The following is a 20,953-nucleotide window of genomic DNA, read 5'->3' as shown; positions in this document are numbered from 1 at the left end:
GTCCGGTACACGCGCACACCGTCGAATCGGTTGTCGCATGTGCTGAGAAAACAGGACACGGACAGAGAACTGTGTCCTTTTGGTGGTATTGGCATGCATTTTGTGAACGTGATGCGGGTCTCACACATCGAACAGTGTGCAACACCGAACCACCGCGCAGCACCGACCACAGGGACCACAGGGGAAAGGAACCTCTCCATGTCCACCACCACCGGGCGGGCCGCCTCCCTCCTCGCGGCCGCCGCCCTCGCCGCGACGACCGCCCTCGCCACCGCGCCCGCCGCCCTGGCGGACGACCTCGACCAGACCTCCCCCGAGGTCCTCGCCGCCATCGAGTCCCAGGTCTGGCCCGAGTACACCCTCGGCGACTCCAGCATCGACGTCTACGCCGCCAAGATGCTGCTCTCCTCGGGAGAGATCAACCCCGGCGAGCTGAACCTGGAGTTCGACCAGGACCTCCAGGACACCCTGGTCACCTACCAGGAGGCCTTCGGCCTGCACAACGACGGCGACCTCAACCCCGACACCTGGGAGCACTTCCAGGAGCTGGTCTTCGGCCAGCACCAGTTCCGCCGCGGCGACACCGGCCCGGTCGTCACCATGATCCAGCGTGAGCTCAACACCAAGTTCGGTGCCGAGCTGACCGCCGACGGCGTCTACGGACCCAACACCGAGCGGGCCGTCCGCGCCGCCCAGGAGCACTTCGGCATCGGCGTCGACGGGATCTTCGGACCCGTCTCCTTCCACGCCGTGATCAGCTACCAGGACTACGCCCGCTGACCGGCCCCGCGCGGCCCCGGCGACAGTGACCGGGACGCGCCCCTCCCTGCGGCGCCCGGGCCCACCCTCTCGGGGCCCGGGCGCCGCCCCGCACCCAGCCCCCGCCCCGAACATCCCCACCACGCCCCGAACCGGACGGAATAGCCCCGTCGCGCCGCGCGCTGAAACAATCCGGTGGAACCTTGTCGGTGCCGCTGGATAGGTTGACACGACACGCGCACGTCCACGCCCGCCGGCATGCCCGGGGGACGCCGCGCGCGTGTCGGGCTGTGCCGGGCCTGCCCGGCCACGGAGGAGAACGGGGGGCGTATGGCGCGGGGTACGAGCACCGGGGAACCGGAGAACGAGGAGGGAACGGCACCGCCCGGAGCCGCCGACGGACCGGGAACACGCCGGGGAACCGACGCCGCCGAGCACACCGGGGTCTTCACCCGCGGCATGCGGGTGCTGTGGGTGGCCGCCCGCGCCGAACCGTGGGTCTTCCTCGCCGCCGTCATCGGCGCCATGCTGCACGCCGCCGTCAACGTCGGCTCCGCCTCGGTCCTGGGCCACCTCACCGACGCCACCATCCTCCCCGCCTTCGAACAGGGCAGCACCACGACCGCCGCCCTCGTCGGCGCCGCCGCGCTCCTCATGGGCGTGGGACTGGGCAAGGCCACCGGCATCGCCATGCGCCGCATGCTCGCCGCGCTCATGCAGTTCCGCATGCAGGCCCGCTACCGCCGCGCCGTCGCCCGCAAGTACCTCGAACTGCCCCTGTCCTGGCACCACCGCCACCCCACCGGACAGCTGCTGTCCAACGCCAACGCCGACGTCGAGGCCGCCTGGCAGCCGCTCGCCCCGCTGCCCATGGCCGTCGGCAGCGTGTTCATGCTGGTCATCGCGGCCATCGCCATGATCACCACCGACCCGGTCCTGGCCCTGGTCGCCTTCGTCGTCTTCCCGGTCCTGGCCGCGGCCAACGTCGTCTTCCAACGGCGCGTCTCACCCATGGCCTCGCGCGCCCAGGCACTGCGCGCCGAGGTCAGCGGCGTCGCCCACGAGTCCTTCGACGGCGCCCTCGTCGTCAAGACCCTGGGCCGCGAGGACACCGAGACCGAGCGCTTCACCTCCGCCGCCCACCGCCTGCGCGACGCGCTCATCCAGGTCGGCCGGATGCGCTCGATGTTCGACCCGGTCATGGAGGCCCTGCCCAACTTCGGCGTGCTCGCCGTCCTGCTCCTGGGCATGTGGCGGCTGTCCACCGGTGCCATCGACGCCGGCGACCTGGTCCAGATCGCCTTCCTGTTCACCCTCCTGGCCCTGCCCATCCGCTCCTTCGGATGGATCCTGGGCGACCTGCCCCGCAGCGTCGTGGGCTGGGACCGCGTCCAGTCCGTGCTCAACTCCGGCGGCGCCATGGAGTACGGCACCCGCACCCTGGAGGACACCCCCACCGGCATCGCCCTGAGCGCCCGCGGCGTCACCTTCTCCTACGCCGACTCCTACGACGCGCGGGGCGGCGCGCGCGACCTGATGGACGGCGGCGCCGACACCGCGCCGCGCACCACCGTCCTCAACGGCGTGGACCTGGACATCGCCCCCGGGCGCACCGTCGCACTGGTCGGCCCCACCGGGTCGGGCAAGTCCACGCTCACCACCGTCCTCATGCGCCTGGTCGACGCCGACACGGGCGCCGTCACCCTCGACGGCGTCGACGTGCGCGACCTCGCCCGCGACCAGATCCCCCGGCACGCCGCCCTGGTGCCCCAGGGCACCTTCGTGTTCGAGGACAGCGTCCGCGACAACATCACCCTGGGCACCGACGCCGACGACGACCAGGTCTGGGCCGCCCTGCGCCTGGCCCGCGCCGACGGCTTCGTCCGCGAACTGGAGGGCGGACTCGACGCCCGGCTCGGCGAGAAGGGCACCACCCTCTCCGGAGGTCAGCGCCAGCGCCTGGCCCTGGCCCGCGCGATCGTGCGCCGCCCGAGGCTGCTCATCATGGACGACGCCACCTCCGCCGTGGACCCCCAGATCGAGGCGCAGATCCTGGCGGGCCTGCGCGAACGCGACGACGCCGCCACCGTGGTCGTGGTCGCCTACCGCCGCGCCACCATCGAACTCGCCGACGAGGTCGTCTACATGGAGCGCGGACGCGTGCTGGCCCGCGGCACCCACGAGGAACTGCTCGACACCTCGCCCGGCTACACCAGGCTGGTCACCGCCTACGAGCGCGCCTCCGCCGAGGGGCAGGCCGAGAGCGCCCCGCTGCCCGAGGAACCCGGCCCCCTCGAACCCGCCCGCCCCACCCGTGACGACGCCGCCGAGGAGGCCACCCGATGAGCGCGCCCACCCGCGACGAACAGCGAGAGCGGGAGGGGCAGGAGCTGCCCGGCCGCGCCCCCGACGACCCCGCCGTGTCACTGCACCGCTCCTCCGAGGGGGCGATGGACACGCTCAAGCGCGGCCTGCGACTCTCCCCGGAGTTCGCCCGCGGCCTGTGGCTCACCCTGGCCTTCGCTGTCGTGGCCACCGCGGGCAAGGTCATCGTGCCCGTCGCCGTCCAGCAGATCATCGACAACGGGCTGACCGGGGCGGACGGGCCCGACCTGGGCTTCGTCACCCGCATGGTGGCCGTCTGCGCCGCCCTGCTCGTGGTCACCATGATCTGCTCCTACCTGATGAACGTGCGCCTGTACCGGGCCACCGAGTCCGGCCTGGCCACACTGCGCCGCAAGGCCTTCCGGCACGTGCACGACCTGTCCGTGCTCACCCAGAACAGCGAGCGCAAGGGCGCGCTGGTCTCACGCGTCACCAGCGACGTCGACCAGATCAGCACCTTCATGCAGTGGGGCGGCCTGCTCCTGCTGGTCAGCAGCGGCCAGCTCCTGGTCGCCACCGTCCTGATGGCGGTCTACTCCTGGCAGCTCACCCTCGTGGTGTGGATCTGCTTCCTGCCGCTGCTGTTCGGCGTGCGCTGGCTCCAGAAACTGCTCTCCAAGGCCTACCTCAAGGTCCGCGAGAACACCGGCGACATGCTCGGCGTCATCGGCGAGACCGTCATGGGCGCCTCCGTCATCCGCGCCCACGGCACCGAGGCGCGCACCGCCGAACGCATCGACACCACCGTCCTGACCACGCGCCGCTCCCAGGTCCGCGCCCAGCGGCTGTCCATGGCGGTCTCGCCCTTCGCCGAGATCATCGCGGCCCTGGGCAACACCGCCGTCGTCCTCATCGGCGTCTGGCTCGGCCTGGACGGCGGCCTGACCGCCGGGCAGCTCATCGCCTTCCTGTTCCTGATGACCCTGTTCATCCAGCCGATGATGATGGCCACCGAGATCTTCAACGAGGCCCAGAACGCCATCGCGGGCTGGCGCCGCGTCCTGGGCGTGCTCGACACCGTCCCCGACATCGCCGACCCCGGCGAGGCGGGCCGGGTGCTGCCGCGCGGACCGGTCCGGGTCTCCTTCGACGGGGTGACCTACTCCTACCCCGAGGGCCCCGTCGTCCTCGACGACGTCGACGTCGAGATCACCCCCGGCACCCGCGTGGCCGTGGTGGGCGAGACCGGCTCGGGCAAGACCACCTTCGTCAAACTGCTCACCCGCCTCATGGACCCCGCCCGGGGCACCGTCCGGCTCGACGGCGTCGACCTGCGGGAGGTGGCCTTCTCCTCCCTGCGCAGCCGCGTGGTGATGGTCCCGCAGGAGGGCTTCCTCTTCGACAGCTCCCTGGGCGACAACATCCGCTTCGCCCGCCCCGAGAGCACCGACGCCGAACTGGAGGCCGCCATCACCGAACTGGGGCTGGCCGAGTGGCTCGACAGCCTCGCCCACGGACTCGACACCCCCGTGGGCCAGCGCGGGGAGTCGCTCTCGGCGGGGGAGCGGCAGCTCGTCGCCCTGGTGCGCGCCTACGTCGCCGACCCCGACCTGCTGGTGCTGGACGAGGCCACCTCGGCGGTGGACCCGCACACCGAGGTGCGCATCCAGCGCGCCCTGGACCGGCTCACGCGCGGGCGCACCTCCGTGGCCATCGCGCACCGGCTCTCCACCGCAGAGGCCGCCGACCGGGTCCTGGTCTTCGACGACGGGCGCATCGTGCAGAGCGGCTCGCACACCGAGCTGGTGGACAGGCCCGGCGTGTACGCCGACCTGTACGCCTCCTGGGTGCGCTCCTCGGCCTGACCGCGGCCGTCCACAGGCCGGCGGGAGGGGGTGCGCCCGCACGGCCGCCGGGCTACGGTTGAACCGGGGGCGCCGCGTCCGCCCCGACGGCGGGGGGTAGCCCCCCGGATCCATTCTCCCCGGACCGCCCGAACCGGGGCAACGCCCAGACCGGGCCTGTGGACGCCCGCCGCCGACCGCCGAGAGCGTCACCGGTCGGCACGGCCCGCCCGCCGGCCCGCGGGCGCTACCGGCCGCGCCACCAGTGCGCCGCCAGCAGTTCCGCCACCAGCGGCTCCACCAGCAGGCTCACGTCCTGGTCGGTGTCACCCGGGTAGCGCACGGTCAGCTCCGCCTCCGGCATCCGCTCCTGGCCGGGGGTGGGGCCCACCGCCACGAACGCCCCCCTCAACTGCCCCAGGTGCTGGGCGAAGCGCTCGTCGTAGGCCGAACCCGCGAACAGCAGCGCCCGGTAGTCCGTCACCGCCGCCAGGTGGCGGTCGGTGTGCGACCACTCCCCGGTCTCACACGCGTGCGCCACCCGCACCGGCCCCTGGCGCAGCACCCGCACCCCCTGCCAGGCCGACGCCATACGCTCGGCCGGGGCCACCATGTGCACACCGTGCGGCGACTCCAGGATCCGGGCCACCTCGGGCACCCACCCCGGCGCGCTCTCCAGCAGCGACGCCGTCGCGTTCGCCGCGCGGCGCAGCAGCCCCGGCAGGGACCGGCTGCCGCCCGTCACGGGCGCGCCCAGCCGGTGCCCCAGCAGCAGGAGCAGGGCCAGCGCGTGCTGGTAGGCGCGACAGCCCACACCGCTCGCCTCCTCGCCCGCGTGCAGCGGCACCACCAGATCCGCCTGCCGCCCCACCACCGAGTCCACCGACGGGGCCAGCACGATCACCGGCGACCGCGCCACGTAGCGGTCCAGAACCGTGTACAGCTCGCGCTGCCCACCGCCCAGGCTCACCGCGACCACGAGCGTCTCGGGACCCGCGGGCGGCTCCTCCGCCGACGAGGAGAAGTCCGCGCTCGCGGCGATCCCCGCCCGGCGCAGCCGCGCCGCCGCCACCTCGCACGCGTGCCGCGCCGCCCCCAGGCCCAGGAACCGCACCGCGGCGGGCTCGTCGTCGAGCAGTGCGGGCAGCGCGGCGTAGGGATCCCACCGCGGGAAGCGCTCGGCGAGCCGGATCAGCGCCTCGGGTTTGCCCGCTAGGTCGCGGGACAGGGACTCGGCGGTCACGAAACCCCCAGGGTACGAAGGCAGGGCGAGGGACGACGCACGAACTCTAGGACATCCGCGACCCCCGCCTCCCGGCGCCCACCGCCCCCGTGCCCCCCGCCCACCCGCCCTGAGCAGCCCCGCACCGCCCCGACCCGCGCCCCCGGCGCCAGGGGACACCCGGTGCGGGACGCTCCGGCGGCGGCCATAACCTGGAGTGCATGAGCGTCACCAGCCTCGCCCCGGACATCGCCGCCCGACTCAAGCGGAACCCGGACGGCCTCGTCCCCGCCGTCGTGCAGCAGCACGACACCGGGGAGGTCCTCATGCTCGCCTGGATGGACGACGAGGCCCTGCACCGCACCCTCACCACCGGCTCCGCCACCTACTGGTCGCGCAGCCGGGGCGAGTACTGGGTCAAGGGCGCCACCTCCGGACACACCCAGCGTGTGGTGTCGGTCGCACTCGACTGTGACGGGGACACCCTCCTGGTCCGCGTCGACCAGGAGGGCGCCGCCTGCCACACCGGCGACCACACCTGCTTCGACGCCGGGAGACTCCTGTGAGTTCGGCCTCCTCGTCCCGCACGCGCCGGGAGTACGGCCTGGCCATGCTCGCCCTGGCCGCCGGAGCCGGACTCCTCCTCGCCGCCGCCGGACGCCAGTGGGCGACCGGCGAACTCACCGCGCCGGGCCCGGTCGCCCCCGTCTCCGTGGAGCTCACCGGGACCGACCTCACCGGCGCCCTCGGCGGCTTCGGCTGGGCCGGGCTGGCCGGGATCGCGGGCCTGTACGCCACCCGGGGCTGGGGGCGCCGGGCGGTCGGCCTCCTCATCGCCCTGGGCGGAGCGGCCGCCCTCAACGCCGTCTGGGGCGCCACCCGACCCGGCGCGCTCCTGGACGCGATGGCCGACAGCACCACCGACACCGCCGGGGCCGCGCAGGTGGCCGCCGACCCCCGCCTGCTGGCCCTGGGGCCCGCCATGGCCGTGGCCGGGGCGGTCCTCCTGGTCGCGGCGGGGCTGGTCGCGGTACTGCGAGCCCCTGCCTGGCCTGGTATGGGAACCCGGTACGATCGGGACGCCGCACCGCGCGCGACCCGGTCCGAGACGCCCTCCGACCTGTGGAGGTCGCTGGACGCCGGTGACGACCCCACACTCGACGCCGAGTCCCCGGGCGCCACGCCCGCGGACTCCGACGGCGCCGCACACGCACCGCGGGCAGCACGCCCAGCCGAACCTAAGGAGAACACCTGATGGCCGACGAGCACCACGACGACCACGGCAACACCCTGTCCGCCTGGTTCCTCACCGTGTCCTGGATCGTGGCGTGGTCCGTGGCGGCCTTCGTCATCGTCTTCCTCGGCGGCGACCTGCTGCTGTGGACCGCCGTCGCCCTCGTCGCCAGCGTCGTGCTCGCCGCGATCGCCGGTGTCATGAAGAAGGCCGGCTACGGCCGCAAGGAGCCCCGCCCCGTTCCGCCCACGCGCGAGGAGTGGGAGGCCGGCCGCAAGTCCGCCGCCGCCCAGCCCGAGCCCGCCGTCGCACAGCCCGGTCCCGCCCTGGACCCCGACGCGACCAAGGCCTGACGGGCACGGAGCACCGGGGAAGCCGCAGCTCACAACGAGTGAATAACGGAAATATGGACGAAGGTCCCACGGGGCGGGTAGATTCGGCCCACCGGCCACGACTGCCGCGTTGGTTCGGTTCGGTGGGTGTCTCACCGATCTGGCATCATTCCTTTCTGCCCGCGGTGTATGCGATCCGGTGACCCAACCCTGCCCCGTGTTGGGCCGGAGTGTTCCCGCATGCGCCGCGCAAATCCCTTGTCCTCTTCCGGAAAGTTGTACCGAGCATGAGTTACGGTCCCCCTCCCCCCGGCAACCCCGGCCCGCCCCCCGGCGGCGGCTACGGCCCGCCCTCCGGCGGCTACGGCGCCCCCAGCGGTCCTCCGCCGGACAACGGCCTGGTCTGGGCCATCGTCGCCATCTTCTGCTGCTGGCCCTTCGCCATCCCCGGCATCGTCAATTCCACCAAGGTCAACGACCTGTGGAACCGCGGTGACCACGCGGGGGCCATGGAGGCTCAGAAGCAGGCGAAGAAGTGGACCAAGATCGCCTTCATCTGCGGTGGCATCCTGTGGGCGCTCCTCATCGCCTTCTACGTCGTTCTGTTCTTCGTCGTGGGCGCCGCTGCCACCGCTCCGACGTACACCACCTACTAGCGGGCGCGGGGCTCAGGCTCCCACCACGCTTCGTTCGCCCCCGAGCGCCTCAGCGCTCGGGGGCGCCCTTTCTGTCTGCCTCCGAACCTCTAAGCTGGTCACGTGTACCCACAGCACGAAGAGCCGTCCCAGAGCCAGCTCCCCCGGGCTCCGGCCGAGCCGCGTTCCCTGAGGGAGCGGCTCAGGCGGTGGGCCGCGTCGCTGCACCCGGTCGTGTGGCCCGCCGGACTGGGCGTGCTCGGTCTGGCCGGAGCCACCCTCCTGCACTTCGTGGATCCCAACGAGCCCGGTAACTACCCCACCTGCCCCTGGTTGTTGATCACGGGCACTTTCTGTCCGGGCTGCGGCAGCATGCGGGCTATCGCCCTGCTCACCCACGGTGAGATCCTGGCCTCCATCAGCATGAACCCCCTGCTGTGGCTGCTGCTGCCCTACGTCGCCTGGACCTACGGGCGTTGGCTCCTCCACTCCATACGGCCGCCCAAGAGGTACCCCAAACTGACACCGGGCTGGTTCCTGTGGGGCATGCTCATCGTCATCACGGCGCACTGGGTCCTGCGCAACCTCCCCTGGTTCTCCTTCCTCGCCCCCGGGACACCGCTCTTCCCCGGCTGGTAGCAGAACCAGGACGGCCCCGCCGCAGTCCTACCCGGCGAACGCGGCTACGCGCCGCCGCACACGACAACGACGCTCTGAAAAGGTGCCATCACATGAGCTACGGCCCTCCCCACACCGGTGGTTACGGCCCTCCCGGCGGTTACGGCGGCCCGCCCCCCGGCGGACCGCCCAAGAACTACCTGATGTACAACATCCTCGGCATCCTCAGCTGCACCGTCATCGGCATCATCGGCCTGATCTTCGCCCTCCAGGTCAACAGCAAGTGGGAGATGGGCGATTACGCCGGAGCCCAGTCCGCCTCCGACACCGCCAAGATCCTGGGCATCATCGGCCTGGTCAGCTTCATCGTCTGCGCCGTCATCCTCGTGCTGTACATCCTGTTCTTCGTGGTCATGTTCGGCATGGTCGCCGCGAACGCCTAGCGCGCCCCCGGCGCTCCGCCCCGGTACGCCCGGGCGGAGCGTTCCCGGCCCCCACGAGCCCCTCCACGGAGTGTCACGTCGGGGTCGGCGGCCCCGTGGCGCCCACGGGTGGATACGATGACCAGCAACACGGTGCGGCGGTGTCCGATCCCGCCGCGCGAGGAGCCCGAACCCCGGGCCAACCGCCGTGTCGGCCCACTTTCACGAGGGAGCAGTAACTGGTGAGCGTGCTCGACGAGATCCTCGACGGAGTACGCGCTGACCTGGCGCAGCGGCAGGAGGACCTGCCCCTTGACCGCCTCAAGGCCCAGGCCGGGTCGGTGCCCACCCCGAAGGACGCCGAAGCCGCCCTGCGCCGCCCGGGCGTGCACGTCATCGCCGAGGTCAAGCGGGCCAGCCCCTCCAAGGGCCCCCTCGCGGCCATCACCGACCCCGCGGCCCTGGCCCGCGACTACGAGGCCGGCGGCGCCGCCCTGATCAGCGTCCTCACCGAGCAGCGCCGCTTCAGCGGCAGCCTCGCCGACCTCCAGGCCGTCCACAAGGCGGTCGACACCCCGCTGCTGCGCAAGGACTTCGTGGTCAGCTCCTACCAGCTGTGGGAGGCCCGCGTCTTCGGCGCCTCCGCCGTGCTGCTCATCGTCGCGGCCCTGCCCCAGGAGGCCCTGGTCTCCCTGGTGGAGCGGGCCCGCTCGCTGGGCCTGATGCCGCTGGTGGAGGTCCACGACGAGGAGGAGGTCGCGCGCGCACTCGACGCCGGGGCCACCGTCGTCGGCGTCAACGCCCGCAACCTCAAGACCCTGGAGGTGGACCGGGACACCTTCTCCCGGCTCGCCCCCCTCATCCCCTCCGACGTCGTCAAGATCGCCGAGTCCGGTGTCCGCGGCCCGCACGACCTGCTGGCCTACGCCGGAGTCGGAGCCGGAGCCGTCCTCGTCGGCGAGAGCCTCGTCCGCGGCCGCAACCCGCGCGAGGCCGTCGCCGACCTGGTCACCGCCGGGGCCCACCCCGCCCTGCGGGACCGGAACTAGGGGCACAGACCGTGAGAGGGTTGACGCAGGCATCGGCGGACGCGGCGGCGACGCGCCCCGTCCGCGGATGGCGATGGCTCTAGGGAACCCGCGCCAGTGAGCCGCGGGTTCCCGCCGCCGCGTTGACCACAGTCAGAACGCGCCGCCGGAGCCGGGCGGCGCACAGCCGGTCGGCGCGCGGACCCCGCGGCGCGAGGCCGGGGGAGCCCCGCGCTCGGCCCTTCCCAGGAGAGCGTGCAATGAGCCACGACCAACCCCTGCCCGACCAGCTCGGGCACTACGGCCGCTTCGGCGGCCGCTTCGCGCCCGAAGCCCTCATCGCCGCCCTCGACGAGGTGGCCGCGGAGTGGGAGAAGGCCAAGCAGGACCCCCAGTACCAGGCCGAACTCGCCGAACTGCTCAAGGACTACACCGGGCGCCCCAGCGCCCTGAGCGAGGCCCGCAACTTCTCCGAGCACTGCGGCGGCGCGCGGATCCTGCTCAAACGCGAGGACCTCAACCACACCGGATCGCACAAGATCAACAACGTCCTCGGCCAGGCCCTGCTCACCAGGCGCATGGGCAAGACCCGCGTCATCGCCGAGACCGGGGCCGGACAGCACGGCGTGGCCACCGCCACCGCCTGCGCCCTGCTCGGCCTGGAGTGCGTGATCTACATGGGTGAGGAGGACACCCGCCGCCAGGCGCTCAACGTCGCCCGCATGCGCATGCTCGGCGCCGAGGTCGTCCCCGTCACCATCGGCAGCCGCACCCTCAAGGACGCCATCAACGAGGCCTTCCGCGACTGGGTGGCCAACGTCGACCGCACCCACTACCTGTTCGGCACCGTCGCCGGACCGCACCCCTTCCCCAAGCTCGTGCGCGACCTGCACTTCGTCGTCGGCCAAGAGGCCCGCGAACAGGTCCTGGAGCGCGTCGGCAGGCTCCCCGACGCGGTCGCCGCGTGCGTGGGCGGCGGCTCCAACGCCATGGCCGTCTTCGCGGCCTTCATCCCCGACGAGGAGGTCGCCCTGTACGGCTTCGAGGCCGGGGGAGAGGGGGCGCAGACGTCCCGCACCGCCGCCTCCATCACCGCGGGCAGCCCCGGCGTCTTCCACGGGGCGCGCACCTTCGTGCTCCAGGACGAGTACGGCCAGACCCTGCCCAGCCACTCCATCTCCGCCGGGCTCGACTACCCGGCGGTGGGCCCCGAGCACGCCTACCTCGCCGACACCGGCCGCGCCACCTACGAGCCGGTCACCGACGCCGAGGCCATGGAGGCCTTCCGGCTGCTGTGCCGCACAGAGGGCATCATCCCCGCCATCGAGAGCGCGCACGCCCTGGCCGGCGCCCGCAAGCTCGGCGAGCGCCTCGGCCCGGACGCCGTCATCCTGGTGAACCTCTCCGGGCGCGGCGACAAGGACGTTGACACCGCGGCCGCCTACTTCGGCCTCGTCGACCAGGAGGGACAGGCGTGAGCGCCACCGCACTGCAGACCAAGCTCGCCGAGGCCCGTGAGGCCGGACGCGCCGCCCTGATCGGCTACCTGCCCGCCGGGTTCCCCGACGTGGAGTCCTCCGTCCGGGTCATCCAGGCCATGGTCGAGGGGGGATGCGACGTCGTCGAGGTCGGCCTGCCCTACTCCGACCCCATGATGGACGGCCCCACCATCCAGCGGGCCGCCGACCGCGCCCTGGCCGCGGGCACCACCACCGACGACGTGTTCCGCGTGGTGGAGGCCACCGCCGCCACCGGCGCCGCCGCCGTGGTGATGTCCTACTGGAACCCCATCGAGCGCTACGGGGCCGAGCGCTTCGCCGCGAACCTGGCCAAGGCGGGCGGGGCCGGGGTGATCACCCCCGACCTCATCCCCGAGGAGTCCGAGGAGTGGGTGGCCGCCTCCGACTCCTGCGGCCTGGACCGGGTGTTCCTGGTCGCGCCCTCCTCCACCGACCGGCGCCTGGCCCTGACCACGCGCGAGTGCACCGGCTTCGTGTACGCCGCCTCGCTCATGGGCGTGACCGGCACCCGCACCCAGGTCGCCGACACCGCCGCCGCGCTGGTGCGGCGCACCCGCGAGGCGACCCGCGACTCCGGCCTGCCCGTCTGCGTGGGCCTGGGCATCTCCACCGGCGCCCAGGCCGCCGAGGTGGCCGCCTACGCCGACGGCGTGATCGTCGGCGCCGGGTTCTGCCAGCGCGTCCTGGACGCGCCGGACCTGGAGACCGGGATCGTCGCGGTCCGCTCCTTCGCCCAGGAACTGGCGGAGGGCGTGCGCTCGGGCCGCGCCTGAGCCCGGGGGCCCGCGGTCGGCGGGACACGTGAACACCGGCGGGGGCCGTCCACGGGACGGCCCCCGCCCTCGTCGTGCCGCGGGCCCCGCACCGCCGCGCAGGGTAAGGCGACGGTCAAGCCGGTGAGAATCGGGTGAGAGAGTCCCCGGAGAGCCTCCCGCCACCCCTCTGACGAGGTACTCATGAAGGAAGAGGGGCGCCCTCCGCCCCGGGGGAGGCCGCTCGCTGCGCCCGAAATCCCGGACACAGCGTCACGCACTCAACACAAGCAGTAGGATCTGACCCGATGCGAAGGGCGACGGCTCGCCCACGCAGTGTGGTCGCGGGGTCTCCCTCCTCCGACGCGCGACCGCCCCTTCGGGCCGTGTCCGCCCCGGACGCGCACGGGACGGGCGGCGGCGCGCGGTGGCGGTGGCCACATCCCCGCATCCCGGGAACCTTGCACGGCCCGGCGACGACTCCATGGAAGGACCCGCGTCCGCTCCGGCGGGCGCCACGGCCACGGCCGCACCGAACGGAAGGAGGCAGGGGCTCCCGCTCCCGCCCGCAGACGGGGGCACCCGCCCCGCACATCCGATGACCCGCCCGCTCACTCCCCGGAGGCCGCAGTGATGGACACCACCGACCAGACACCCGCCACCCGACCCGCGCCCGGATCGCGCTGGGAGGCCGTCCAGCCCTGGCTCAGCCTCGCCTGCCGCGTCGGACTGGCCGCCGTCCTGGTCTTCGCCGCCGTCTCCAAGTTCCCCCCGGCCCTGTCCGTCCAGGCGGTCGAGGCCTACGACCTCTTCCCCGCCGAGGTCGCGCTGTTCATCGGCTACACCCTCCCCCTGTTCGAACTCGCCCTGGCCGCCCTGCTCCTGGTCGGGCTCGCCACCCGCTACGTCGGCGCCGTCAGCGCGCTGCTCATGGTCGTCTTCATAGCCGGGATCCTCTCCGCCATGGCCCGGGGCCTGAGCATCGACTGCGGCTGCTTCGGCGGCGGCGGCCAGGTCGACCCGGAGGAGACCACCTACGGGCTCTCCATCGCCCGCGACATCGCCTTCGCGGCGATGGGCGCCTTCGTCGCGGTCTGGCCGCGTTCGCCCTTCGCCGTCGACCGCGCCCTCGGCCTCTTCCGGTGACCCCGGACGGCCGACCGTATCCAGCAGTGAGGAACAGGGGAAGACATGGGCAGTGAAGCGCGCAGGCGCTCCCGCGAGAAACTCAAGGAGCAGAGGGAGAGGGACAAGCGCAAAGCCAAGCGCAACAGGACCCTCATCGTGGTGGGCGCCGCCGCCGCGGTGGTGCTGCTCATCGTCGGCATCGGCTACGCCGCCCTCAACGCCGACCGCCAAAGCGGCGAGTACGAGGGGGCCCTGGCGCCGACCACCCTCCAGCAGGACGGCAGCGTCGTCATGGCCCAGGAGGGCGCCTCGGCCCCCGTCGTCGAGGTCTACGCCGACTACCAGTGCCCCGCCTGCCGTCAGTTCGAACTCCTCAACGGCGGCGTCCTCAAGGAGAACGCCGCACAGGGCGAGGCCATCGTCCACTACCGGCCGGTCAGCATCTTCGCCCAGCAGCCGGTGCCCCTGAGCAGCAACTCGCTGCGCGCCGGGGCCGCCGCCCGCGCCGCCGCCGAACACGACCGGTTCGTGCGCTACAACGACATCCTCTTCGAGAACCAGCCCACCGAGCGCACCGAGGGCTTCACCGTCGACCAGCTCAAGGAGTGGTTCGCCGAGACCGACCCCACCCCGGAGCAGCAGGAGCGGTTCGACCAGCGGGTGGACGACGAGGCCGCCGTGGTCTCCCGGTTCACCGAGGAGTTCCTGCCCGCCCTGACCGAGGACGCCGCGGCGCAGATCGGCGAGGAGACCCTCGCCACCATGGTGCTCTCCGACCTGCTCGCCTGGGGCGCCGAGCACGGCCACGACCCCTCCTTCCTGGAGGGGACGTACACGGGCCAGATCATCGAAGCCACCGGGAACGCCTACACTCGCTACAGCGGAGACAACGCCTTCCGCGGAACGCCCTCCGTCTACATCAACGGTGAGTTGCTCGACAACGACACCGCCATGACCGCCCGGGGCCTCAACGAGGCCATCGCCTCAGCGGAGCCCGGCGAGGTCGACACCCAACCCACAGGCGACGGGGGTGGCGCGGAGTAGCCATCCCCGAAGACACCCCCGCACGCGGGGCGAACCCGAGAGCAGACCAGTGACATTGTCGTCGACAGCCACGGAGGGCGCGGTCGAGTTCGGCCGGGCCCTCGCGGCCTTCCCCAGCCCGCAGGTCAACTCCATCCCCATCGGGCCGCTGCAGATCCACTTCTACGCCCTGTGCATCCTCGCCGGAGTCATCGTCGCGGTGCTGTGGAGCGAGCGGCGCTGGGCCGCCATGGGCGGTGAGAAGGGCACCATCATGGACATGGCCGTGTGGGCCGTGATCCTGGGCCTGATCGGCGGACGCCTCTACCACGTCATCAGCGACGCGCAACTGTACTTCGCCGAGGGCCGCGAGCCCATCCGCGCCCTGTACATCTGGGAGGGCGGACTCGGCATCTGGGGAGCCATCCCCATGGGCGCCCTGGGCGTGTGGCTGGTCGCCCGCAGGCGCGGCCTGTCCATGTCCAAGCTCTCCTTCGCCATCGCCCCCACCCTCCCCCTGGCCCAGGCGCTGGGCCGCTGGGGCAACTACTTCAACCAGGAGCTGTTCGGCAGGCCCACCGACCTGCCCTGGGCCGTGGAGATCACCCCCTACCCCAACGGCGCCCTGCGCCCGGGCATGGAACTGGGCGTGAGCACCTACCACCCCACCTTCCTCTACGAGTCCCTGTGGTGCCTGGGCCTGGCCGTCCTGCTGGCCTGGGCGGGACGGCGCTACGAGCGCTCCCTCCAGGGCGGGCGCCTGTTCGCCCTCTACGTCGCGGGCTACTGCGCGGGCCGCTTCTGGATCGAGAACCTGCGCGTGGACCCGGCCAACGACTTCCTGGGCCTGCGCCTGAACAACTGGACCTCCCTCCTGGTCCTCCTCGCGGCCCTGGCCTACTTCGTGTGGGCCGGACGGCGCATCGACTCCTTCTCCAGCGCCGTCGTCCCCCACGGCCACGACGCCGGAACCCAGGTGTTCGGGCCCACAACCGACGGTGAGACGCGCGACGACAGCACCGTCTACAGCGCCCTGGACAGCGAGGAATCGCGTGTCGGTTCGCAAAGCTCCAGCTCACGGGAGGCGGGGACGGAATACCACCCGAGCCCTGAACGATCTAGTAGCGAGGGCTCGACCGACAGGGACGCCGGGGACACGGGAACCGAACCCGGGACGAAGCCCGAGTAGACACAGGGAAGCCACGTGGACCGGCCGTGTCCGGACACGCATCTGGGCCCCTGTACCTTTCGAGCAGACCACGGGTTGACGATTGAGAAAGACCGTGAGCAGAGCTGAGTCCGGGTACGGCCGCAGAGGCCGCCGCGCCCAAAGCGCCCGCACCGAGGACCGCGCCGACGACCAGATCCTGGACCGGGACGAGGAGGCGTACGACCCCGAGGAGGACTTCTCCGCGGAGTACGGCCACACCCGCCCCGCCGACGACGGCTACGACGACGGACCCTATGACGACGCGTCCTACGACGAGGACGCCTACGACGAGGAAGAGGGCGCCGACGGCGCCGAGGCGGACGGCGCCGAGGAGACCGGCGGCCGCGCCTCGCGCCGCAGGAAGGGGCGCGGGGCCCGCGGCTCCTCCCGCCGCAGGGCCCCGGGCAACCGGGCCGCCGGAGGCAGGCGGGCCGGAGCCACGGGGGTGAACAAGGTCTCGGCCTTCTCCGCCGCCGCCATCAAGAGGGTCTCGGTCCTGGGCGACCGCCCCAACCAGATCGTGTACACCCTCGCCGAGCAGAGCAAGCGCAAGCGCGGCACCGCCGTGCTCGGCCTCCTGCTCGGAGCGTTCAGCCTCGCGCTGGTCGCCCTCCTCGGCCTGCTGTCCTACCAGCTCTTCGCCGGGAACGGCGGCGCCGTCGCGGGCGGGGACGACACGGTCGTGGCCCCGCCCGAGGGGCACAGCACCCTCACCCCGGAGCTGTACCTGTCCGAGCCCAACCGCGAGGACGTCTTCGGCGCCATCAACGAGCGCCCCGAGGGCACCGAACCGATGACCGAGGAGAGCGTCTTCGACCCGGTCCGCGAGATCGGTCTGGACGACGTGAACCTGGAACTGCGCCAAGGCTCGATCACCGACTCCTGCACCTCCCTGGTGTGGGGCGAGGAACTCGGCCAGAGCCTGATCGACGCCAACTGCGTCCAGGCCGCCTCCGGCGTGTACACCGACGGCGACGAGCAGCACGTGGCCCAGTTCACCCTGTTCGACCTGGCCAACGCCGACGCCGCGGCCGAGGTCGAGCGCGAGCTGGACCCGACCAACGCCGAGAGCGGCGCCGGGTTCCTGCTCACGCAGACCGGCGACGAGGTCCCCGGCCTCCGGGACGGTTACAGCCAGGCCACGACCCAGGTCATGGGCCACTACCTGGCCGTGTTCTGGGTGGCCGACACCGACGGCTCCCCGCCCGGGGACAACACCGACATGGCGACGCTGAGCGTGGCCTCCATGAACGCGGCGCGCTACGTCTACGAGGAGGTCGTGGCCGTGGACCAGGCGGCGGAGCAGGCCGAGGAGTAGTCTGTCCCGGCCTGTCGGAGGCCCCGATAGGATCTGCGACAGACCGACCCGAGGTCACACGAGGCGCGGAGAGGACTCCCGGCCTCACACACCCCCGAACACACCGGTCCGGCCCGCGTACGCGCGGGCCGGACCGCATCCGAGGAAAGGTCCATTGGGTGTCCCCTTCTGAACCGTCGGCGTCCGGACCCGCGGGGCGCCGGAGGAAGACCAGCGAGCCCGACACCGAGCCCGAGGGGCGCTCCTCCCGGGAGGGCGGGCGCCGACGGGCCGGGGGGCGCAGGAAGAAGGAGTCCAGGCGCCTGGGCCCCCTCATCGCCATCGTGGCCGGAGTGCTGGTCGTGGCGCTGATCGCCCTCGGCGTGTTCCTGTACCTCAACGCGGGGGAGGGCGGCGAGGGGCAGGCCGCCCCCCAGACCCGCCCCGCCGCGTACCGGGTCGTCGACGCCGGCAGCATGAACGAGGTGCTCGCCACCCGCGAGGCCGACAGCCGCCCCCTCAACGAGAACGAGCTGTTCGGGGACCGCAACTCCGAGATCTCCAGCCAGAGCATCGACTTCACCCTGGGCGAATCGGTCCTGGCCGAGGACTGCGCCGCCGCCGTGTGGGGCGAACCCGCCAAGACCGCCCTGGCCGAGGCCGACTGCACCCAGGCCGGGCGCGCCACCTACGTGTCCGACACCTACTTCGGCGTCGTGGCCGTGTTCAACCTCGCCGACGTCGAGGGCAGCCGCGCGGTCGCCGCGGCCCTCGCCGAACCCGAGGGGGAGGGCGCCCAGGACCCCGGCTTCGTGCTCTCGCCGTCCGGCGCCGAGCCCTTCGACCGCCTGGGCAGCGGCTACAGCGCCAGCGACGCCGTCGTCAGCGGCCACTACCTGGTCCTGGTGTGGGTGCAGCCCACCGACTCGGAGTCGGTGGAGGACAGGGTCAGCCTGTCCGGGCCGCTCGTGGCGCTGGCCAACTTCCGCGACCCGCTCTACCGGCGCATGGTGCAGCAGGAGGGCACCACCGGCGGCGGGACCGAGGGGACGACGGAGGGCACCGACGGCACCGGGACCGAGGGAACCGGCACGGAGGGCACGGGCACCGAGGGCCTGGGCACCGACGGAACGGGCACCGACGGCACCGGCGTCGAAGGTGAGGGTGTGACCGGCAACGAGGGCACGGGCACGGAGCTGCCCGGAACCACCGGCACCGGCTGATCCCCCCGCACACACGAAGGGGCCCGCGGCACCGCCGCAGGCCCCTTCGCTGTCTCCGGGACGGGCACGCAGCAGCCCGTCGGCTGGCCGGAACCGTTACTGGTGTGAGGCAAGGGTCCTGACCTGCGGTGATCTTGTACCTATAACGAGGCTGGACGGTCGAGACTCGCTACAGGTACGAGATCACGGCGAAGAAGGCGGGTGGGAGGGCCTTTCCGGACACCGGATCAGGACGGGGGCGCCTGGACCCGTTCCAGGAGGTCGGCCGCCACCCCGCGCAGCTCACCGAACCGGTGCTCGGGCAGGTCCAGCAGGGTGTGCCCGGACACCCACTCCGGCGCCGCGGCCACCGCGTGGCGCGCCGTGCGCTTGTTGACCGGCTTCGCCAGCCGCGCCGACACCTCCACCAGCCCCGCCCGCAGGGTCGCGGTGAGCGTGCCGTGCGCCCTCTCCTGCACGTACACCAGCAGCCGCTCCACCGCCGAGTCCGCGTCCGGGCGCCGGGTCAGCCGCACCGCCGTCAGGCCGTCCGCGCCGAACCCGCGCAGGAACCGCACCCCGAAACGCGGCTCCACCAGGGCGCGCAGCCCCCGCTGCCCCGCCTCGTCGCGCACGCACGCCGCCGAGGACGGCACCAGCACGTACACGGTGTCCCCGGCGGCGGCCAGGGCCGCGCGCGCCGCCCAGCGGTCCCACCCGCCCGTGAGATTGACCACCGCGCGGCCGCCGCCCTGCCCGGGCGCCTCCAGCCACGTGGACAGGCGCACCCGCCCCGACCCGGCGACCTCGCCCGGCCACGCGCCCACCAGAGTCGGCGCGCGGTCAGCGGCGGCCTCCCCGGCGCCACCGGCCTCCCCGGCCACCCGGTCCAGCACGGCGCGGGCCCGGTCGGCGTCCAGACCGCCCCGGGCCTCCTTGGCGTTCACACCCTGGCTGTACACGCGCGCCACCTCGCCCGACGGAGCGGGCAGCGCGCGCGCCAGCGGCCGCAGCACGTACAGGTCGGAGGCCGCACCGATCGACTCGGCCCCGTGGTAGCGGTTGAAGTCCGGCCACACCGCCTCCAGCAGCAGGTCCATCCGCACCAGCCGCGCCTGCGTGGCCGCGGCCAGCCGCGGCGTGGTCTCGCTGGCACCGTAGGCCACCAGCACCCGGCCCCGGCGGGGATCGGCCATCCCCTCCACACCGCGCCGCACGAACAGCTCCACCCCGTCGGGCGTGTAGGGGGGATCGGTGAACACCACGTCCGCGCCGCCGCGCACCGCGGGCGGCAGCCCCAGGCGCAGGTCCGCGGCGTGCGTGCGCACCGCCAGCCCCAGATCGGCCGCCAGGGCGTCGATGTGGGCCAGGACGCGCTCGTCGATGTCCACGACCTGCGCGCGGGCGCCCGGGCAGACCAGGGTCAGCGCCACCGAGGTCAGGTCGTGGTCGCCCACGCACAGGAGCGTGCGGTCGCGCAGGTCGAACCTGGTGGACAGCAGCAGCGCCCGGCGCAGCGCAGTCTCGGCCGTCGCGGCGACGTGGTCCAGGTCCAGGTCCGAGGCGGGCCCCTCCTCCACGGCCCGCGCCAGCTCCGCCAGCGCCCGGGAGTAGCGGGGGAGCAGGTGGGCCACCGGGTCGGCGGGCTCCTCCCCGGCCGCGCCCGCGTAGCGCTCGGGCCGCACCAGGCGCACCCGGCCCCGCCCGTCCCCGGGCGCCAGCTCACCGGCCTCCGTCAGGGCCGCCACCAGCGAGGACACCAGCGCGTACGCGACGCCGCTGGCGCGCACCAGCGCGTTCGCCTCCCACTCGCGCCCGTCCGAGAGCAGCGCCAGCACGCGGCGCAGCCGGGGCGCGTCCACGCTGTGGCCGCGCAGCAGCTCCGCGGCGGGCTCGGGGAGGGGCGGCGGGCCGTCAAGGGAGCGGTCGGCGCGGGCGGAGTCGCCGTCCGCACCCGTGATCCGCCCGGGGGCAGCGGAAGGGGGGCCGTCCGGGCCCGGAGGAGTCGCGTGCATGCACCGATCGTCCCACGCGCGCCGGGGCGTCGCGCGGCCCGCCGCCACCCAGGTCAGCGGCGCCGACCGGTGAGGGGGATATCACTCGCGGACCCGCCCCCCGACCCCTTGGGGACGCGGTTAACACCGGGGTAATGTGGGCGTGCGGCGTGTTGCGCCCGCATGCCCGAAGTGACGTTCCCGACCTCCGAGGTTGGTGTTTCGGCCTCTTTGGGAGGTTTAGCGGGGTTCCCTCGTGGAAAAACCCGCTAGGCCAGCCCGCACCGGGAACCTCTCCCGGACCGTGCCCGAGCCCGCACACACCCGGGCGCGGCCAGGGGCCACCGGCGCACCGCGGCGCCACATGGTCTAGACCTGCGATTAACGTCGCGGCTGGACCAGCATGTA

Annotated in this window: 19 protein-coding genes; 17 read left to right on the top strand and 2 right to left on the bottom strand. The window is 73.0% G+C overall.

Annotation, left to right across the window (positions count from 1 at the left end; all coding sequences use genetic code 11):
- The first annotated feature begins 198 nt into the window (after nucleotides 1-198).
- From AC0VX6_RS19975 to AC0VX6_RS19965, 3 genes are all read left to right on the top strand, one after another.
- Nucleotides 199-780 (top strand): peptidoglycan-binding domain-containing protein, encoded by a 582-nt coding sequence (locus tag AC0VX6_RS19975; RefSeq protein ID WP_475465584.1) that lies wholly within the window; start codon nucleotides 199-201, stop codon nucleotides 778-780.
- A gap of 309 nt (nucleotides 781-1,089) precedes the next feature.
- Complete coding sequence (locus tag AC0VX6_RS19970; protein WP_475465582.1) at nucleotides 1,090-3,105, top strand: ABC transporter ATP-binding protein; 2,016 nt, start codon at nucleotides 1,090-1,092, stop codon at nucleotides 3,103-3,105.
- Nucleotides 3,102-4,949, top strand: a complete 1,848-nt coding sequence (locus tag AC0VX6_RS19965; protein WP_274974142.1) for an ABC transporter ATP-binding protein — start codon at nucleotides 3,102-3,104, stop codon at nucleotides 4,947-4,949. Before AC0VX6_RS19970 ends, AC0VX6_RS19965 begins: the two co-directional genes overlap by 4 nt.
- A 226-nt stretch (nucleotides 4,950-5,175) precedes the next feature.
- Here the strand turns inward: AC0VX6_RS19965 and AC0VX6_RS19960 are convergent, their stop codons facing one another.
- Nucleotides 5,176-6,171 carry an SIS domain-containing protein gene (locus tag AC0VX6_RS19960; RefSeq protein WP_274974141.1) on the bottom strand — a complete coding sequence of 332 codons (996 nt, stop codon included), beginning with the start codon at nucleotides 6,169-6,171 and terminating at the stop codon, nucleotides 5,176-5,178.
- 200 nt (nucleotides 6,172-6,371) lie between these two features.
- Between AC0VX6_RS19960 and hisI the strand changes: the two genes are divergently transcribed.
- The 14 genes from hisI to AC0VX6_RS19890 all read left to right on the top strand — a co-directional run bounded on the left by hisI (nucleotide 6,372) and on the right by AC0VX6_RS19890 (nucleotide 18,572).
- Nucleotides 6,372-6,716: a phosphoribosyl-AMP cyclohydrolase gene (gene hisI, locus AC0VX6_RS19955; RefSeq protein WP_248771373.1), complete on the top strand. Its 345-nt coding sequence runs from the start codon at nucleotides 6,372-6,374 to the stop codon at nucleotides 6,714-6,716.
- A complete protein-coding gene (locus AC0VX6_RS19950; protein ID WP_475465580.1) occupies nucleotides 6,713-7,405 on the top strand; it encodes a Trp biosynthesis-associated membrane protein in 693 nt (230 codons plus the stop codon). Before hisI ends, AC0VX6_RS19950 begins: the two co-directional genes overlap by 4 nt.
- Nucleotides 7,405-7,737: an HGxxPAAW family protein gene (locus AC0VX6_RS19945; RefSeq protein WP_274974139.1), complete on the top strand. Its 333-nt coding sequence runs from the start codon at nucleotides 7,405-7,407 to the stop codon at nucleotides 7,735-7,737. Before AC0VX6_RS19950 ends, AC0VX6_RS19945 begins: the two co-directional genes overlap by 1 nt.
- 266 nt (nucleotides 7,738-8,003) lie before the next feature.
- Entirely contained in the window at nucleotides 8,004-8,372 is a 369-nt protein-coding gene (locus AC0VX6_RS19940; protein ID WP_274974138.1) for a CD225/dispanin family protein, read from the top strand.
- Between the two features lie 102 nt (nucleotides 8,373-8,474).
- Complete coding sequence (locus tag AC0VX6_RS19935) at nucleotides 8,475-8,990, top strand: DUF2752 domain-containing protein (RefSeq protein ID WP_475465578.1); 516 nt, start codon at nucleotides 8,475-8,477, stop codon at nucleotides 8,988-8,990.
- Between the two features lie 92 nt (nucleotides 8,991-9,082).
- Complete coding sequence (locus AC0VX6_RS19930) at nucleotides 9,083-9,412, top strand: CD225/dispanin family protein (RefSeq protein ID WP_274974136.1); 330 nt, start codon at nucleotides 9,083-9,085, stop codon at nucleotides 9,410-9,412.
- 221 nt (nucleotides 9,413-9,633) lie between these two features.
- On the top strand, nucleotides 9,634-10,440 hold the full coding sequence (gene trpC, locus AC0VX6_RS19925; protein WP_274974135.1) for an indole-3-glycerol phosphate synthase TrpC: 807 nt from the start codon (nucleotides 9,634-9,636) through the stop codon (nucleotides 10,438-10,440).
- Nucleotides 10,441-10,679: 239 nt separating this feature from the next.
- Complete coding sequence (gene trpB / locus AC0VX6_RS19920; RefSeq protein WP_475465576.1) at nucleotides 10,680-11,897, top strand: tryptophan synthase subunit beta; 1,218 nt, start codon at nucleotides 10,680-10,682, stop codon at nucleotides 11,895-11,897.
- Nucleotides 11,894-12,712 (top strand): tryptophan synthase subunit alpha, encoded by an 819-nt coding sequence (gene trpA / locus AC0VX6_RS19915; protein WP_475465575.1) that lies wholly within the window; start codon nucleotides 11,894-11,896, stop codon nucleotides 12,710-12,712. The genes trpB and trpA overlap by 4 nt, the downstream gene beginning before the upstream one ends.
- Nucleotides 12,713-13,324: 612 nt before the next feature.
- Entirely contained in the window at nucleotides 13,325-13,837 is a 513-nt protein-coding gene (locus tag AC0VX6_RS19910) for a MauE/DoxX family redox-associated membrane protein (protein ID WP_061083013.1), read from the top strand.
- Nucleotides 13,838-13,882: 45 nt separating this feature from the next.
- A complete protein-coding gene (locus AC0VX6_RS19905; protein WP_475465572.1) occupies nucleotides 13,883-14,863 on the top strand; it encodes a DsbA family protein in 981 nt (326 codons plus the stop codon).
- Between the two features lie 55 nt (nucleotides 14,864-14,918).
- Nucleotides 14,919-16,031 (top strand): prolipoprotein diacylglyceryl transferase, encoded by a 1,113-nt coding sequence (lgt, locus tag AC0VX6_RS19900; RefSeq protein ID WP_475465570.1) that lies wholly within the window; start codon nucleotides 14,919-14,921, stop codon nucleotides 16,029-16,031.
- Between the two features lie 94 nt (nucleotides 16,032-16,125).
- On the top strand, nucleotides 16,126-17,370 hold the full coding sequence (locus AC0VX6_RS19895; RefSeq protein ID WP_274974131.1) for a hypothetical protein: 1,245 nt from the start codon (nucleotides 16,126-16,128) through the stop codon (nucleotides 17,368-17,370).
- Nucleotides 17,371-17,528: 158 nt separating this feature from the next.
- Entirely contained in the window at nucleotides 17,529-18,572 is a 1,044-nt protein-coding gene (locus tag AC0VX6_RS19890) for a hypothetical protein (RefSeq protein ID WP_274974130.1), read from the top strand.
- Nucleotides 18,573-18,799: 227 nt separating this feature from the next.
- Here AC0VX6_RS19890 and AC0VX6_RS19885 read toward each other — a convergent pair whose 3' ends face one another.
- Nucleotides 18,800-20,566 carry a bis-aminopropyl spermidine synthase family protein gene (locus AC0VX6_RS19885; protein ID WP_475465568.1) on the bottom strand — a complete coding sequence of 589 codons (1,767 nt, stop codon included), beginning with the start codon at nucleotides 20,564-20,566 and terminating at the stop codon, nucleotides 18,800-18,802.
- Nucleotides 20,567-20,953 lie beyond the last annotated feature (387 nt).

The sequence above is a fragment of the Nocardiopsis sp. iso_25 genome (assembly GCF_056173305.1).
Note: the sequence above shows the minus strand (reverse complement) of the source record. Positions and strands in the feature narration are given on the sequence as shown.

Excerpts from the sequence above, each read along its gene's own strand:
- AC0VX6_RS19975 (WP_475465584.1), top strand. The coding sequence starts at position 199 with ATGTCCACCACCACCGGGCGGGCCGCCTCCCTCCTCGCGGCCGCCGCC.
- AC0VX6_RS19970 (WP_475465582.1), top strand. The coding sequence starts at position 1,090 with ATGGCGCGGGGTACGAGCACCGGGGAACCGGAGAACGAGGAGGGAACG.
- AC0VX6_RS19965 (WP_274974142.1), top strand. The coding sequence starts at position 3,102 with ATGAGCGCGCCCACCCGCGACGAACAGCGAGAGCGGGAGGGGCAGGAG.
- hisI (WP_248771373.1), top strand. The coding sequence starts at position 6,372 with ATGAGCGTCACCAGCCTCGCCCCGGACATCGCCGCCCGACTCAAGCGG.
- AC0VX6_RS19945 (WP_274974139.1), top strand. The coding sequence starts at position 7,405 with ATGGCCGACGAGCACCACGACGACCACGGCAACACCCTGTCCGCCTGG.
- AC0VX6_RS19940 (WP_274974138.1), top strand. The coding sequence starts at position 8,004 with ATGAGTTACGGTCCCCCTCCCCCCGGCAACCCCGGCCCGCCCCCCGGC.
- AC0VX6_RS19930 (WP_274974136.1), top strand. The coding sequence starts at position 9,083 with ATGAGCTACGGCCCTCCCCACACCGGTGGTTACGGCCCTCCCGGCGGT.
- trpB (WP_475465576.1), top strand. The coding sequence starts at position 10,680 with ATGAGCCACGACCAACCCCTGCCCGACCAGCTCGGGCACTACGGCCGC.
- AC0VX6_RS19910 (WP_061083013.1), top strand. The coding sequence starts at position 13,325 with ATGGACACCACCGACCAGACACCCGCCACCCGACCCGCGCCCGGATCG.
- AC0VX6_RS19905 (WP_475465572.1), top strand. The coding sequence starts at position 13,883 with ATGGGCAGTGAAGCGCGCAGGCGCTCCCGCGAGAAACTCAAGGAGCAG.
- AC0VX6_RS19885 (WP_475465568.1), bottom strand. The coding sequence starts at position 20,566 with ATGCACGCGACTCCTCCGGGCCCGGACGGCCCCCCTTCCGCTGCCCCC.